The organism is Bacteroidota bacterium (assembly GCA_020402865.1).
GTDB lineage: Bacteria > Bacteroidota > Bacteroidia > Palsa-965 > Palsa-965.
This window is the reverse complement of the sequence record JADBYT010000006.1, coordinates 79,845-94,787: the sequence shown is the minus strand read 5'-3', so window position 1 is coordinate 94,787 and position 14,943 is coordinate 79,845. Positions and strand designations below refer to the sequence as shown.

At 51.8% G+C, this 14,943-nt stretch carries 13 protein-coding genes; 7 read left to right on the top strand and 6 right to left on the bottom strand.

Translation table 11 applies throughout. From position 1 onward, the window contains the following. Positions 1 to 17: 17 nt before the first annotated feature. On the bottom strand, positions 18 to 701 hold the full coding sequence (locus tag IM638_04565; protein MCA6362285.1) for a DUF4919 domain-containing protein: 684 nt from the start codon (positions 699 to 701) through the stop codon (positions 18 to 20). A 35-nt stretch (positions 702 to 736) separates the two neighbouring features. Next, on the bottom strand, positions 737 to 2,008 hold the full coding sequence (locus IM638_04560) for a Y-family DNA polymerase (protein ID MCA6362284.1): 1,272 nt from the start codon (positions 2,006 to 2,008) through the stop codon (positions 737 to 739). 171 nt (positions 2,009 to 2,179) lie between these two features. Here IM638_04560 and IM638_04555 point away from each other — a divergent pair, with 171 nt between their 5' ends. After that, on the top strand, positions 2,180 to 2,758 hold the full coding sequence (locus IM638_04555) for a Crp/Fnr family transcriptional regulator (GenBank protein ID MCA6362283.1): 579 nt from the start codon (positions 2,180 to 2,182) through the stop codon (positions 2,756 to 2,758). Between the two features lie 231 nt (positions 2,759 to 2,989). Here IM638_04555 and umuD read toward each other — a convergent pair whose 3' ends face one another. Further along, complete coding sequence (gene umuD, locus IM638_04550; GenBank protein ID MCA6362282.1) at positions 2,990 to 3,448, bottom strand: translesion error-prone DNA polymerase V autoproteolytic subunit; 459 nt, start codon at positions 3,446 to 3,448, stop codon at positions 2,990 to 2,992. Between the two features lie 181 nt (positions 3,449 to 3,629). Further along, positions 3,630 to 5,588: a tetratricopeptide repeat protein gene (locus IM638_04545; GenBank protein ID MCA6362281.1), complete on the bottom strand. Its 1,959-nt coding sequence runs from the start codon at positions 5,586 to 5,588 to the stop codon at positions 3,630 to 3,632. A gap of 289 nt (positions 5,589 to 5,877) precedes the next feature. On the opposite strand from IM638_04545, the gene hemA reads away from it, so the two are divergent. Genes hemA through hemB form a run of 3 tightly spaced genes read left to right on the top strand, consistent with a single transcriptional unit; the run spans position 5,878 to position 9,727 of the window. Beyond that, a complete protein-coding gene (gene hemA, locus IM638_04540) occupies positions 5,878 to 7,113 on the top strand; it encodes a glutamyl-tRNA reductase (GenBank protein ID MCA6362280.1) in 1,236 nt (411 codons plus the stop codon). Positions 7,114 to 7,154: 41 nt separating this feature from the next. Then, positions 7,155 to 8,729, top strand: a complete 1,575-nt coding sequence (gene hemC / locus IM638_04535) for a hydroxymethylbilane synthase (protein ID MCA6362279.1) — start codon at positions 7,155 to 7,157, stop codon at positions 8,727 to 8,729. A 23-nt stretch (positions 8,730 to 8,752) separates the two neighbouring features. Then, the gene (hemB, locus tag IM638_04530; protein MCA6362278.1) at positions 8,753 to 9,727 is read left to right on the top strand and encodes a porphobilinogen synthase; all 975 of its coding nucleotides are present in this window, start codon (positions 8,753 to 8,755) and stop codon (positions 9,725 to 9,727) included. 24 nt (positions 9,728 to 9,751) lie between these two features. Here the strand turns inward: hemB and IM638_04525 are convergent, their stop codons facing one another. After that, positions 9,752 to 10,096, bottom strand: coding sequence for a hypothetical protein (locus IM638_04525; GenBank protein MCA6362277.1), 345 nt, complete (start codon positions 10,094 to 10,096; stop codon positions 9,752 to 9,754). Positions 10,097 to 10,275: 179 nt separating this feature from the next. Here IM638_04525 and IM638_04520 point away from each other — a divergent pair, with 179 nt between their 5' ends. Next, complete coding sequence (locus IM638_04520) at positions 10,276 to 12,546, top strand: hypothetical protein (GenBank protein ID MCA6362276.1); 2,271 nt, start codon at positions 10,276 to 10,278, stop codon at positions 12,544 to 12,546. A gap of 171 nt (positions 12,547 to 12,717) precedes the next feature. Further along, entirely contained in the window at positions 12,718 to 13,014 is a 297-nt protein-coding gene (locus IM638_04515; protein ID MCA6362275.1) for a hypothetical protein, read from the top strand. A gap of 64 nt (positions 13,015 to 13,078) precedes the next feature. Here the strand turns inward: IM638_04515 and IM638_04510 are convergent, their stop codons facing one another. Beyond that, positions 13,079 to 13,597: an FKBP-type peptidyl-prolyl cis-trans isomerase gene (locus IM638_04510; protein MCA6362274.1), complete on the bottom strand. Its 519-nt coding sequence runs from the start codon at positions 13,595 to 13,597 to the stop codon at positions 13,079 to 13,081. 187 nt (positions 13,598 to 13,784) lie between these two features. On the opposite strand from IM638_04510, the gene IM638_04505 reads away from it, so the two are divergent. Beyond that, the gene (locus IM638_04505; protein ID MCA6362273.1) at positions 13,785 to 14,942 is read left to right on the top strand and encodes a methionine aminotransferase; all 1,158 of its coding nucleotides are present in this window, start codon (positions 13,785 to 13,787) and stop codon (positions 14,940 to 14,942) included. Position 14,943 lies beyond the last annotated feature (1 nt).

The window sequence follows — 14,943 nt, the reverse complement described above, 5'->3', positions numbered from 1 at the left end:
GATGCGCCTGAAAAATTTTACTCCCCGCTTTCTTTACGAAGTTGTTTCGACATGGCGTTGAATGCCTCCGAAATATCAAACCAGATTTTTTTGCCGCGGTAGTTTTTATTTTTCTTCACCACAAACATGTCGCAGGGATAAATAAGCGATTGTGACTTTATCTGATCAAGATCAAAATGAAAATACATGAGGTGATATTCGTCCGTCACAAAAATTACGTGCAAGGCTGTTTCTTTTGTTTTCCCGTCGCCGGTTTGTAAAATAGCATCGCGTAATCCGCGATAGCGGCGTGCATATTTCTGCACCGGCTCTCCGGTTTTTCCCATGCGTATCAGCGCAAGCGATTTATAGTAATTGGTTTGTAAACTGATGGGGATTTTTTTAAATACCGAATCGCAGAGGCGAGATGCTGCGCTGTTCATACCGGCACTGAGCTCTTCCTGAATTTCTTTTTTGTTGTGATTGTCATAACCCGAATAGCCGGGCTGAAATACAAATCCGTAATACAACAGCCGGTATTCTTCTACGGTAAGCGTAGAATCAAAATCGTTGTACCGTTTCAGGAGTTTTGGGTAATAGGTATCAGCGGTTGAATCGGTAATGGCTTTTTCTATTGCTGCGCGATCTGGTTTGATAAATTCAGTTTCGGCGTGAATAAAAAGCGGGAAAAGCAGTGTGAGAAAAAGTGTACGGATTTTCATTTTGGGGTGGTTTTATGCGAATGTAAAACTGTTTTCTACACCTTCAGCACAAACAACTCATTCCACTGCGTGGTGTATTGCCCCGATTTCATGTCTGATTTCATGCTCCATTCGCGGCTTTGGCCGGAGGCAGCGATGCGCAGTGTATCACTGCCGTGAATACGGTTTATCTGATCGAGGGCGCGCATGGCGCGGCTTTGGCGCGAACGGTCGGCGGTGTCGAATGCGTTGAGTTGTACGCTGCTGCGCGGGATGAGTTGCGAGAGCATCACACCGGCTTTTTTGTACTGGTAGCCTTCGCGGTACATTTCGCGCAGCATTTCGGTGGCGTGGTGAATGAGTTCGGGCGTACTGTCGGTGTGTACCGGAAGTTCGCGCCAGAGGCTGCGGCTGTATTTTTCACTGTCGCTGAATGCGCTGGTGCGCACATACACATACAGCGAGCCCGCCGCCGACTGTTGCCTGCGCAGTTTCACGGCCGCGCGCGATACGTAGGTGGATACAGCTTCGCGCAGCTCTTCAAATGTGGTTACGGATTTGCCAAACGAACGTGTGCTGGCAATGCCTTTGCGCACATCGGGCACGGCATCGGAAAAAAAGCAGGGCGTACCGCGCAGTTCGTGTACGGTGCGCAACAGCACCACGCCGCCGGTTTTGCGGATAAAGGCATCGTTGCAGTCGCGCAGCTGCTTTGCGGTATAAAGGCCGTATTGCTTCAGCTTTTCGGCCAGACGGCGGCCTACGCCCCATACATCTTCGGCAGGCGTGGCGGTAAGTACTTTGTCTAAACGCTCCTGCGTATCGAGATGAAACACGCCGCCATAGCCTTTGTACTTCTTGGCAATGGTGTTGGCAATCTTAGCCAGCGTTTTGGTGGGTGCAATGCCTATCGAAACCGGAATGCCCGTCCACCGCTCCACCGTGGTGCGTATTGTGTGGCAATAGGCCACCGGCTCATGCAATTGAGCCAGCGGGGCAAGATGCAGAAAGGCCTCGTCTATCGAATACACTTCAAGGTCTTCCTCGCGGTCCACAAACTCAGCCAGCGAATTCATCACGCGGTGCGAAAAATCGCCGTAAAGGGCATAGTTCGACGAAAACACCGACACGCCGTTTTTCTCCAGCTGTTCGCGCACTTCGAAATACGGTGCACCCATTTTTATGCCCAGCTTCTTAGCCTCTGCCGAACGCGAAATAATACAGCCGTCGTTGTTGGAAAGCACCACCACCGGGCGCGTGCGCAGGTCGGGACGGAACACGCGCTCGCACGAAGCGAAGAAGTTATTGCAGTCAACAATGGCGTACATCAGGGCACAGGTCTTTTGCCAATACGCCATGAAGATACTGCGCACAAAACCCGCTTGTCAAGTATTTGCCGTTCACTTCGCCCGGCAGGCAAAAACAGCCGACGAATCCATTCTTTGCAGTTGTGTGCGCGGGGTTTTGTAACTTGCCTTCGCTTATTCAGGTCCGACAAAATGCCAAAAACGCTTGCCGATTATGTGGAGCAGTACACGCCGCTGAGTGATGAAGACCGGCTGGTGCTTGAAAAGGAAATTGAAGTAAAGCATTTCCCCAAAGGCACTGTGCTGCTGCGCGAAGGCGAGATTGCGCGCGAGTGCTACTTTGTACTCTCGGGCTGCATCCGCGAATATCAGCTTATAAACGGTGAAGAAAAAACCACTGCATTTTTCACCGAAGGCGAAGCGGCTGCATCGCTCATCAGTTTCAGCCAGCAGCTGCCGGCCAGCCATTTCTTCGTGTGTGAAGAAGACACCACAGCCACAGCCGGCGGCCCGGGAAGCGAAGAACAATTCCTTGCCCGGCACCCGAAGTTTGCCGAGGTAATCCGCATCATGCTCGAACAAAGCTTCGGGAAAATGAAAGACAACTTTGCCCGTTTCATCACTTCCTCGCCCGAACAACGCTACCTGCAACTGCTCGAACAACGCCCCGGTTTACTGCAACGCGTACCGCAACACCAGCTGGCCAGCTACATCGGCGTAACTCCCGAATCGCTCAGCCGCATCCGCAAACGCATTACACAACGCAGCTGAAAAGTTCCGGTCGGCGAAGACGACCGTTGAAGCTGCGGAAACTCGAAGCTGCGGAAAGTTTCAGTCGTTGAAGCTGCGAAAAGTTTCAGTCGGCAAAGACGACAAACTTTTCGCCATTTTGAATCAAGTCTCCAGACTTGATTCAAAAATGCAATCAAACAATCCCGAATTTCACCCGAAAAACGTTCACCAATTCATCCCTCACCACAAAAAATCCCTCGCAAAAAAAACCTACACCTTGTGAATTACATACGTAACCACACCCCAGATTGTAAAATCCATATCCCCCGTAATTTCAATCGGCTTAAACGCCGGATTTTCCGGCTCCAGAAAAAGCTGCGTGCCTTTTTTGCGGATGCGCTTCACGGTAAACTCACCATTCACCACACCAATTACAATCTTCTTATCGGCCACAGTGGCCGAGCGGTCCACAATCAGCAAATCGCCGTCGTGAATGCCGGCGCCGGTCATTGACTGCCCGCTTACTTTTACAAAAAATGTGGACGACGGACGTGAAACGAGATATTCGTTGAGGTCGAGTTTCTTTTCTTCGTAATCGTCGGCAGGCGAAGGAAAGCCGGCTGATACAGGAGTTTGAAACAGCGGCAGGGAAATACGCTGTGTCACATCAGGCATGAATACGTCAAGCAGGGGTGTTTGCGGAGTTGCTTTTTTCTTTCGGCTGCTCATGAGCGGAGGAGGAGGCGCTTTGGCTGTGAAACACACCACAGCTATCTGCAAAAATAGGACGACAGCATTTATGCTATCCTTCGGAAAACAAGGAATTTTCAATGGGGTTATGAACCGACAACACACTGATAAGCTGCACATCACCCATGCTTTCAGCGATGCAGCATTGTGGCGGTAAGCCTCACACGCGAATGCCGATTACCAGCACATCATCCACCTGCTCAAGGCTTCCTTTCCATTCTTCGAACCGGTCTTCGAGCAGGATGCGCTGCTGCGCGGCGGGTTGGGCGGCAATTTCGGTAAGCAGTTCGCGCAGGCGGCGTTGTTTGAATTTCTTTTGCGTAGTACCGCCAAACTGGTCGGCATAACCATCGCTGAAAATATAGAGCATATCGCCGGGCTGCAGTGCAATGCTGTGGCTGGTAAAGGGGCGTTGCTCGCCGTCGCTGTGCTGCCCCACGGGCTGGCGGTCGGCGCGGTATTCAGTAAGTTCGTGGCCACGCACTAACCAGAGCGGGTTGTTGGCTCCGGCAAACTCAGCCTGCATTTCACTGCGGTCAATAGCCAGCAGGGCAATGTCCATACCGTCGTTCACCTGCGAATACATTTGCCCGGCTCCGCTTTGCCGCTGTCCCAGGGCCTGCGCCAGGCTTTTGTTTACCGCGTTAAGCATGGGTGCCGGGCTCGACAACCCATGCACCTGCACGGCCTGATTAAGCAGATTAAGCCCGACTACACTCAGCAGCGCACCCGGCACGCCATGTCCGGTACAATCGGCCGCGGCTACGAGCACGCGTCGGCCCCAGCTTTCTACCCAGTAAAAATCGCCGCTTACAATATCCTTTGGCCGGTAAAACACAAATGAATCGGGCAAGAGCTGCTGCACGTAACCGGCCGACGGCAGCAGCGCCTGCTGGATACGCCGCGAATACACAATGCTGTCGGTAATGTCTTTGTTTTTTACCGCCAGCTCTTCGTTTTTAAATTCGATTTCGCGTTTTTGTGCAGCCAGCAGTTCGCCTGCGCGTTGCTTTTGCGTGTAGGCATAAAACGCCCACGTACCAAAAATAAGCACCAGCAAAGCTACCGCGGCTGTAATCCAAAGACGCATGGTAGCTCGGCGCTCGGCCTCACGCTGTTTGGTCAGTTCGGCTTCGCGGGCCAGCAGTTCACGTTCCTGCCGCTCGGTTTGCCAGCGCGTGGTAAGCTCGTTCATTTTGGTTGTATTCTCAATGCTGAACAGTGAATCGCTGATGGCCTTGAAACGAATCTGGCACACCAGCGCCTTTTCAAACTGCTGCATTTCGCGGTACGTTTTGGCTTTTACTTCGTACACCGCCAGCAGGCCTTCGGCATATTCGGTTTTGCGGCTCAGTGCTTCGGCCTGGTCGTATTGCTTCATGGCCTCGGCATATTGTTTGCGCAGGCGGTAAATATTGCCAATGTTAATGCCCGCATCAATCATACTCGGCGCATCGTCTTCGGCCTGACCAATGGCGTAGGATTCGGCGTAGGCTTTCCGGGCTTCATCATAGCGGCCGGTGTTTTCGTAGGCCACGCCAATGTTGTTGTTGGCCTGCGCTTCAAGTGCGCGGTTGCCATTGGCAATGGCCAGTTTTTTTGCTTCGCGGAAAAAATCAAGCGCCTGTCCCCATTTTTCGTCGGTGGCGTAAATGGTGCCAATGTTCAGATACACCGCACCCAGCCGCTTTGTACCACCCGTTTTTTCGAGCAGTCCCGCCGCACGCATGTAATGATCAAGCGCCAGCTTATTGTTCTGCTGATCGCTGTACACATTGCCCAGATTGATGAAACTGATGGCCGAGCCTTCTTCATCGCCAATGCGTTCACGAATACCCAACGCTTTTAAATGAGCTGCTGCCGCATCCACAAATTCGCCACGCCGGTAATGCACCACGCCAATCACATTCCACGCATCGCCCTGCCCTTTTTCGTCGTGCAGCCTGCCGGCAAGCACCAGCGCTTCCTGCGCACGCCGGCTGGCCTGCCCCGGATCTGACGTGCGCAACTGCCAGGCCAGCGCCGTGAGCACCCGCACCCGCGAGGTATCTTCCAGACTGCGCCTGAGTACAGCTTCCAGACTATCCGTTTTCTGCCCGAAAGCCGCGTGGCACATCATCAACAGAAACAATAAACTTTTTATGCTCCGAAACACAGAAACTGATGGTTTTGTCACAACTTTGCAGTATGCGATGTATAATACATGGCTATTCCCAACAAAAATAACCGTCGCCGGTTATTTCCTGTCGTTATACGTAAATCGGTTGAAAAGTAGCTGGGTGAATCTTGTTTATACTGATTCTAAATAGCGGAATGCTGACGGTTATCACCCGGGGCGGTGACAATTCTCTGACAAAAAAGGGGCGCAGGGGCTGCAAATTTGCAGTAGAAACTACGAAAGCCCTTTTGTGCAAGAGATTCAGGTCATAGCATTTACTCACAAAACCATCGGTGTTGACGACATTGGTCGCTATCATTTAAGCGATGATGTGCGTGCTGCACGCCTGCAGGGGCTAAAAGCAGCCTGCGGCCTGTCGGAACTGATGTACCTGAGCACCTGCAACCGTGTAGAATTTGTGTTTGTGCGCGATGAACATACCGATTCAGAATTCCTTGCACAGTTTTTTGGCTGTTTCCTCAATACCGATTCACCCGAACTTATTGCCGAAGCCGTGGAAACGGGAGCGGTGTATCGCGGGCAGGATGCGCTGGAGCATATTTTCCGGGTGGCTTCCTCGCTCGATTCGCTGGTGGTGGGTGAACGCGAAATCATTACCCAGGTGCGCAACGCATTTGAGGAATCGGCAGCCATGGGGCTTACCGGCGACATCATTCGTCTGGTAATCAAAAAAACCATCGAAACAGCCAAGGCTGTGTACACCGAAACAGCCATTGCACGCAATCCGGTTTCGGTAGTATCACTCGCCTACCGCAAGCTGCGCGCACTTAACGTGCAGCTCGACGCACGCATTCTTATTGTCGGTTCGGGTGTAACCAACACGGCCATGGCGCGCTACCTGCGCAAGCACGGTTTCACCCGTTTCAGCATCTTCAACCGCACACAGGCCAATGCCGAAAAGCTGGCGCTGGAAATTGGCGGAAATGCATATCCGCTCACTGCACTCGACACATTTGCCGGCGGCTTTGAGGTAATTGTAACCTGCACCGGAGCCGATCACGCCGTAATTACACCCGCCATTTACCGTCAGCTTGCACAGGGCGACCGTACACGCAAAGTGGTAATTGACCTGGCCGTGCCCAATGATCTTGATCCCGAAATTCTGAATGCGTGGGATGTAAACCTCATTGCGGTAAACAACCTGCAGGAAGTGGCACAGGAGAACCTGAAAGAGCGCGAAAAAGAACTCGACCGCTGCAATGCCATCATTGGCGCATCGGCAGAAGCCTTCCGCACCGAACTTAAAACCCGCCGCATTGAACTGGCCATGCGCCATGTGCCCAGCAAGGTGAAAGAAATACGCGATACCGCCGTAAACAGCGTGTTTGCCCGCGAAATCGAACAGCTTGATCCGGCCTCGCGTGAACTGCTCGACCGGGTGCTGGGGTATGTGGAGAAAAAATACATCAGCGTGCCCATGAAAATGGCGCGCGAAATCCTTACTGCGGAAGCCGCACGCAGCTGAACTTCGGCGTAACTTGCGCCCGCAACAGCGGAATCAATTACATGCAACGCAAAATCACCATTGCCACACGCGGAAGCGACCTTGCGCTCTGGCAGGCTCGCTTTGTACAAAGCGAACTTCAGCGCAACGGCATCGCCTCTGAACTGCTTATTCTCAAAACGCAGGGCGATAACATCCAGCACCTGAGCTTCGACAAACTCGAAGGCAAGGGTTTTTTTACCAAAGAAATTGAAGAAGCGGTGCTCAGCGGCGCGGCTGATCTGGCCGTGCATTCGCACAAGGATTTGCCCACCGAATCGCCCGAAGGGCTTGCCGTAGCAGCAGTTTCGTACCGCGAAGATCCGCGCGAACTGCTGCTCATACGCAAAGAGGCGGTTGACAAATACAACAAATTTCACCTGCGCAAAAATGCGGTGGTGGGCACATCCTCCGCACGCCGTAAATCGCTGCTGCGCGGCTTCCGGCCCGATGTAAGCATTACCGATCTGCGCGGCAATGTACCCACGCGCATCGAAAAACTGCGCAGCGGACAATACGACGCCATCCTGCTTGCCGCCGCGGGCGTGGGCCGACTCGGGCTCGATCTGAGCGACCTGCATGTGGAAGAACTGCCCGCACACGAATTTATTCCCGCACCCGCGCAAGGTGTACTCGCCCTGCAAACCCGCGATAACGACCACGAGCTTATTGCCGCCCTGCAACAGATTCATCACCCCGATGTGCAGGCCTGCATTGCCGTGGAGCGCCGCATCCTCAACCTGCTCGAAGGCGGTTGCCACCTGCCGCTGGGCGCCTACTGCGAAGAAGACGATGGCAACTTTAAAGTCTGGACCGCACTGGCCGACAGCGCCGATCAGTCGCCGCGCATGATTTGCCTCGAATCGCGCCAGCCCGAAGAATTGCCGGAGCGCGTACTGCGCCGGTTGCACAGCATCAAACCCGCATCGGTTGCCATTACCCGCGACCTGCGTCAGGGTGATGTGTTTCAGCAACTGCTCGAAGCGGCGGGCTGCACGGTACACGGCGTGGCACTCATTGAAACCCGGCGCGTGCAGCTTGCAAAAGTGCCCGAGGCAAGCTGGGTGTTCTTTTCGAGCAAGCATGCCGTGAAACATTTTCTGGCACAGGCCGAAATTCCGCAAGGCGCCAAAATAGCCGCCGTAGGCAAAGGCACCTCCGACGAACTGCGCAAGCATAACCTCCGCGCCGATTTCATAGGCGGCGGCAACGATACACGCATTACCGGCAAGCAGTTTGCCGCACGTGCCGGCCGCGACCGCGTGCTTTTTCCGCAGGCCAAAGGCAGCATGCGTACCGTGCAGCAGCAGCTTCCTGCCGCGCAGGTAATCAACCTCATTGTGTATGAAACCATTGAGCGCCCCGCCTCCGAACTGCCCGATGCCGATGTGCTGGTAATCACCAGCCCGTCGAATGCCGAAGCCTGCTTTGCACAACGCAAGCCACGCAGCGGACAGGAAATTGTAGCCATGGGTCACGCCACACAAAGCGCCCTCCGCGAAATGGGCATTACACGCTGCACACTGCCTGCCACATTTGATGATGCAGGATTGGTACAGGCCACATTTGCCGTACTGAGCCGGAACGAAATCATTTAATAACCGTATTTATAACCACAGCTATGAACATTATTCAGCGCCCCCGCCGCAACCGTCGAAACGCTATTATCCGCGATATGGTGGCCGAAACAAGGCTCAGCAGCAATATGTTTATTTATCCGTATTTCGTGACACACGGAAACGGGGTGGTGAATCCGATTTCGGCCATGCCGGGTGTAAATCACTTCTCGGTGGATACGTTATTGAAGGATGCAGAGAAAGGATTGAAAGCCGGAATAAACAAGCTGCTGTTGTTTGGTGTAGGTGAAGAAAAAAGCGAAGACGGACACACTGCACACGGCGAAAGCAGTATTGTGCCTGCCGCTGTGAAGGCGCTGAAAAATGCGTTTGGTAATGATGTATATGTAATTACCGATGTATGCGTATGTGCTTACACCACGCACGGACATTGCGGCATTTTGCATCATGGCGAAGTACAGAACGACAGTTCGGTGCAGCTGCTTTCGCGCATGGCGCTGGCACATGCACAGGCCGGGGCCGATATGGTGGCACCATCAGACATGATGGACGGCCGTGTGGGCGCCATACGTGAAACGCTCGACAGCAATGGCTTTGAGCACACGGCGCTAATGTCGTATGCGGTAAAATTTGCCTCGGCGTACTACGGCCCGTTCCGTGAAGCTGCCGATTCATCGCCCCAGCAGGGCGACAGAAAAGCCTATCAGATGGATGCGCGCAACGGCAACGAAGCCATACGCGAGGCACTGCTGGATGTGCAGGAAGGCGCAGACATAATTATGGTGAAACCGGCGCTGGCTTATCTCGATATTATACGCCGCGTAAAAGACCAAGTAAATGTGCCGGTGGCCTGCTACAATGTTTCGGGCGAATACAGCATGGTGAAAAATGCCGCTGCTGCCGGACTAATTGACGAGCCGCGCATTGTAATGGAAAACATGACAGCCTTTGCCCGTGCCGGTGCTGATATTATCATTACCTATCACGCACGCGACATTGTAGAAAAAGGCTGGCTGTAGGCTTTTATAAAACCGCAATTCGGTTTACCACCACTCAAATTTTGGGGTAATTACATAACCGTTGCCGAGTGTTTCGGTAAGTACGGCGGCAATTTTCCGTGCATCTCTTTCATCCACTTCACCATGCCATTTAAACATTTCGGCATCACCCCAGTAATCAGAGAGCAGCACAATAAGTTCAAAGCATTCCTCCGAACCCACACGCATGGAGCGGCCTACATTGTAGTAGTAATATTCACCCATTGAGTTTTTCAACTGCAGGCGGTTTTTTACTTCCTCACACACCTCTTTCATGGCTTCCTGTTCCTGATCGGAAAAGGAAGATTCATCGGTTTTGGAAATTGATATGTATGCGCCGAAATCGCTCATAAACTGATTGTTTTTCCCCGGAATTGGTTGTGTGAAATTAGAAATTAATGTGTGTGAAAAGTGTTGATGCAGTAAATTATTGGCACGCCATACTGATTCAACCTCATTTCATTCCCCCGCCGGTCAACTACGCACAGCTACATTTTTCGTAGTTTAGTGCCAGCCCGTTTACACTGCTTATGTCATCAACTGCCAAAACCAAAAAGAAGGCTTCATTTGAATTGCCTGCTTTACAAAGTACAGCCTATTTATTTACCCGCAATTTCTGGGTGCAGGCCGCCGTGCTGGTGGCGGTGGCTGTAGGTTTTTATGCCAATACGCTGAAAAACGAATACGCGCTTGACGATGATATTGTAATGCGTCAGAACACCTTTGTACAAAAAGGCTTTGGCGGTATCGGCGAAATTCTCACCAACGATGCGTACAAGAGTTTCTACAAAAGCATGGGTGTGGAACAGCAGCTGGCCGGTGGCCGTTATCGTCCGCTTTCCATTGTGAGCTTTGCCATTGAACAGGGTTTGTTTGGTGAATGCTACGGTGAACGTTTTGAGTTTGTGCGCGACCGTGTGCTTGAACTTCAAAAGAAAGCAAACATTACCGCAGAGGAACAAAAGGAACTCAACAAATTAATTGAAGAACGCCTTGATCTCGACAAAAAAATAACGGCCAGCAATATCGAAATGGCTCCGTTGCGCCACGGCTTTCAGATTGCGTGGTATGCGTTGTTGCTGGTGGTGTTGCTGGTTTTTCTGCGCGAGTGTGTGTTTCGAACCAATACCGAAATTGCCTTTATTGCCGTGCTGCTTTTCGGTATGCACCCCATTCATACAGAAGTAGTGGCCAACGTAAAAAGCCGCGATGAAATTTTCTCGCTCCTGTTTATTGCGCTCACGTTCATTTCGTTTTTCCGTTATGTCGATACCCGTTTGCTGAAACACCTGTTGCTGGGTTCGCTCTGGTTATTCCTTGCACTGCTTTCGAAAGAATATGCCTTTGCATTACTTGTGCTGTTGCCCATGGCCATCTACCTTTTCCGGGGCGATAAAAATGCCATTACGAAGCCTTTGCTGGCTATTACGGCCGTGTTTGTGATTTATGGTGCAATGCGTTTTGATGCGGTGGGACTTGGCGCGGGTAAACCCGACCGCAGCGCACTCGATCCGCTGAATGAGCCTTACATGTATGCCAAATCGCACCAGCGCATGGCTTCGAAGATTAACCGGCTTGATGATTACCTCCTGCTGCTGGTGGTGCCTTCGCCGCTTTCGTCGGATTACTCCTACAAGCATTTCCCGTATTCCAGTTTCAGCGATGGCGGGGTTTATCTTTCCTTCTTCATCTATGTGCTGCTCACAGGTCTTATGATCTGGCTATTCAGGCGAAAGCATGTGCTGAGTTTTGCCATTGCATTTTACCTGGGCTTTTTTGCGCTGGTGTGCAACATCCTCATGGATATCGGCGCTACTATGGGCGAACGTCTGATCTTTCATTCTTCGCTGGGCTTTACCATGGCCATTGCCTGGGGCGTAGTGTGGCTGGCACAGTATCTGAAAACAGCCGGGCGCTTTGTGCCGGCGGGTGTTGTGCTGGCGCTGGGCATTCCGTATGCGTTGGTTACAATTGACCGCAACCCGTATTGGAAAAATGATTTCACGTTGTTTACACACGATGTAACGCACAAACCCAACAGCGCCCTTTGCAATGGCAATGCGGGCGCGCAATACATGAACAAGGCGCTTGTGCACGTGGACAAAAACAAAGACAGCGTGTTGTATTGGTCGGGCAAGGCGCTGCCTTACCTGCAGAAAGCCACCGAGCTGCACCCCCGCTATGTAAACAGCTGGCTTAATCTGGGGTTATGCTACTACCACCGTGGTGATGTGGAAAATGCGGCCGTTTGCTGGGGCAATGCACAGAGCGCATTCCGCAACAACCCGATTTTGCTGGGTTATGTAAATTTCTTCAAGAACCCGGCCGGACAGGCCGCTGTGAAAAAAGATTACGCCACAGCCTCTTACTGGTACAGACTGGCCGCCACCTCCAACCCCGGCGATGCAGGACTTTGGGCCGACTATGCCGGATCGAGCTTTATGGCCATGAAATTTGGCGAGGCTGAAAAAGCCTTTCAGAAAGCGGCCGATGAAGACAGGCTGGCTCAAAGCTACGGCGAGGCCTCGCGCATTGATGTAAATCAGATTGGCAATGGCTTCCGCGCGGCACATCAGAATGATTCGCTCATGAAACTCTGGCAGGCCGACTCGCTCAACCCCGACCGTAATATTTTGCTTGCCAATGCATTAATAAACACAACCGAGTTTTATCCGAGAACACGTGTGCTGCTCAACCGTGCACTTGCCGCCCGCCCCGGCGATGCCAATGCGCGTATGCTGATTGACAGTCTGAATGCCCGTGAAAAACGCATGCCCCGGGCGGTAATCAAACCGCAATAACCGGAAACAACCACTTTTCTGTCGAAATTATTTAATGCCCGGGCGGACAATAGTTCCGCCCGGGCACTTTTTTCACCTGCTAAATCGTTGTAACTCATCATTAACCAACACCTGTTAATAACTGCGGCAGGATTATTGAAACGTTTGCTCGATCAGGCTCGTTAATTTTGCATGAACAAACGATATATGTCGTCGCGTAATACAACCTTTCAGCAGTTTTTTGCCAAGATGAATATTGGTGGCAGCGTGAGCATTAATGACCTGCGCGACCGGGAATTCAACGGCGAATATCTTACCGAGGACGAACGTCTGGCACTCTATAATTTCGATCGCTTCCGAATAGAAGAATTAAACGCGCAGCCAAGCGATGTGGCATTTCACGAGCGTTACCGCCAGCTTCAGGTGATGGCTAACCTGGCCGACTGGCGGGAGTTTTTGAATATTGATAATTTGCGAGGTATTGCCTGAATATGAATTCAGCTCGAATAAAACAAAAACTCCCGACTGCAAAGCCGGGAGTTTTTTTATCTGTTTAGTGGTGATGCCCGCCGGGGCCGTGCACGTGGCCGTGAGCCAGTTCGTCGGCTTCTGCAGCACGCACTTCTACCACTTCGCCAACGAAGTGGAGTTGTTTGCCGGCAAGGGGGTGATTAAAATCCATACGCACATGCTCGGTTTCCACGGCAAGTACTTTGCCCCAGAGTCGGTTACCTTCATTGTCCATCATGGGCACTGATTTGCCGGTGGCAATCATTTCGGTATCGAGTTTTCCTTCTTCGTCGAGGAAAGCGGTCATCGGGATGTTCACGATGTGTTCAAGCTGGTAAACACCGTAGCCGTTTTCGGCCTCGATCCGGAAATCAAATGTATCTCCAACTTGTTTGCCGGCAAGATTACCTTCAAATTCGGGCAGAAGCTGACCTACGCCAAACAGAAACACAAACGGATCCTGAGCGGAGGTTTGCTCTACAGTGATTTCACCTTCGCCGTTTTCACCGGGAGTGGTGAGGTGGTAGTTTACAGCTACCACACAGTCTTTCGCAATAATCATTGAGTGAGATTTAATTTTCCGAAAGATACGGCGAAAAAGGGCGTTTTTAACATTACATACCAACTTATTGCACCAGCGGAGAATCGCCCGTTCGTACAGTTTACACACAGGAGGTGTTTTTTCTACGCCTGTTATCACTTACTTTTACCCTGTACTGTTTATATATCGCTAACCTTTCCCCTTACGTATGCCCGATTATTCAGGAAGCTTAGGCTCGAAACTGCCCCGCGTGGGGACTACCATATTTACGGTCATGTCGCGCATGGCGGCTGAATATAACGCCATCAATCTTTCTCAGGGTTTCCCCGATTTTGGTTGCCCGCCAGAACTGGTTGATCTTGTATCAAAAGCCATGCGCGACGGGCACAACCAGTATGCACCCATGCCGGGGCTGCCGCGTTTGCGCGAACAGCTTTGTGCAAAAACACAGATGCTTTACGGCACGGCGTATGATCCTGAAACCGAAATAACCATTACCGCCGGGGCTACACAGGCCATTTACACCGCCATTGCCGCTACCGTGCGTGATGGCGATGAGGTTATAATTTTCGAGCCGGCCTACGACTGTTATGAACCGGCCATTGAGCTCAACGGCGGCAAAACGGTATATGCCCAACTCTGCGCTCCGGATTTTCACATCGACTGGGGTGCGGTGAAAAAACTCGTGAATCACCGCACGCGGATGATTATTGTGAATACGCCGCACAACCCCACCGGGGCGGTACTGAGCGAAGAGGATATGCAGCAGCTCATCCATCTTACGCGAAACACCGATATTATTATTCTGGCCGATGAGGTGTATGAACACATGGTGTTTGATGGCTTACCGCACCAGAGTATGGCGAAATATCCCGAACTGGCTTCGCGCAGTTTTATTGTGTCGTCATTTGGCAAAACGTTTCATACCACCGGCTGGAAAATTGGCTACTGTGTGGCGCCGAAACAACTGATGGCGGAGTTCCGGAAGGTGCATCAGTTTCTGGTGTTTTCGTGCAACACGCCAGTGCAGGTGGCCGTGGCTGAGTTTCTCGACCAGAAAGAACATTACCTCGGCCTGAACACATTTTACCAGCAGAAACGCGATAAGTTTAACGCCCTTCTTAAAGACTCGCGTTTTAAACTCATCTCCAGTCCGGGCACCTATTTCCAGCTGCTCGATTACTCGGGTATTACCGACGCAAAAGACACCGACTATGCCGTAGAGTTACTTAAAACGCATGGTGTGGCTTCCATTCCGGTTTCGGTATTTTACCACAAACCGGTTTACAACAATGTGCTGCGGTTTTGTTTTGCCAAGAAAGACGAAACGCTGGAAGCTGCCGCCGAAAAACTTTGCAAGGTCTGAA

Excerpts from the sequence above, each read along its gene's own strand:
- hemC (MCA6362279.1), top strand. The coding sequence starts at position 7,155 with ATGCAACGCAAAATCACCATTGCCACACGCGGAAGCGACCTTGCGCTC.
- IM638_04520 (MCA6362276.1), top strand. The coding sequence starts at position 10,276 with ATGTCATCAACTGCCAAAACCAAAAAGAAGGCTTCATTTGAATTGCCT.
- umuD (MCA6362282.1), bottom strand. The coding sequence starts at position 3,448 with ATGAGCAGCCGAAAGAAAAAAGCAACTCCGCAAACACCCCTGCTTGAC.
- IM638_04525 (MCA6362277.1), bottom strand. The coding sequence starts at position 10,096 with ATGAGCGATTTCGGCGCATACATATCAATTTCCAAAACCGATGAATCT.
- hemB (MCA6362278.1), top strand. The coding sequence starts at position 8,753 with ATGAACATTATTCAGCGCCCCCGCCGCAACCGTCGAAACGCTATTATC.
- IM638_04515 (MCA6362275.1), top strand. The coding sequence starts at position 12,718 with ATGAACAAACGATATATGTCGTCGCGTAATACAACCTTTCAGCAGTTT.
- IM638_04545 (MCA6362281.1), bottom strand. The coding sequence starts at position 5,588 with ATGATGTGCCACGCGGCTTTCGGGCAGAAAACGGATAGTCTGGAAGCT.
- IM638_04505 (MCA6362273.1), top strand. The coding sequence starts at position 13,785 with ATGCCCGATTATTCAGGAAGCTTAGGCTCGAAACTGCCCCGCGTGGGG.
- IM638_04510 (MCA6362274.1), bottom strand. The coding sequence starts at position 13,597 with ATGATTATTGCGAAAGACTGTGTGGTAGCTGTAAACTACCACCTCACC.
- IM638_04560 (MCA6362284.1), bottom strand. The coding sequence starts at position 2,008 with ATGTACGCCATTGTTGACTGCAATAACTTCTTCGCTTCGTGCGAGCGC.
- IM638_04555 (MCA6362283.1), top strand. The coding sequence starts at position 2,180 with ATGCCAAAAACGCTTGCCGATTATGTGGAGCAGTACACGCCGCTGAGT.
- IM638_04565 (MCA6362285.1), bottom strand. The coding sequence starts at position 701 with ATGAAAATCCGTACACTTTTTCTCACACTGCTTTTCCCGCTTTTTATT.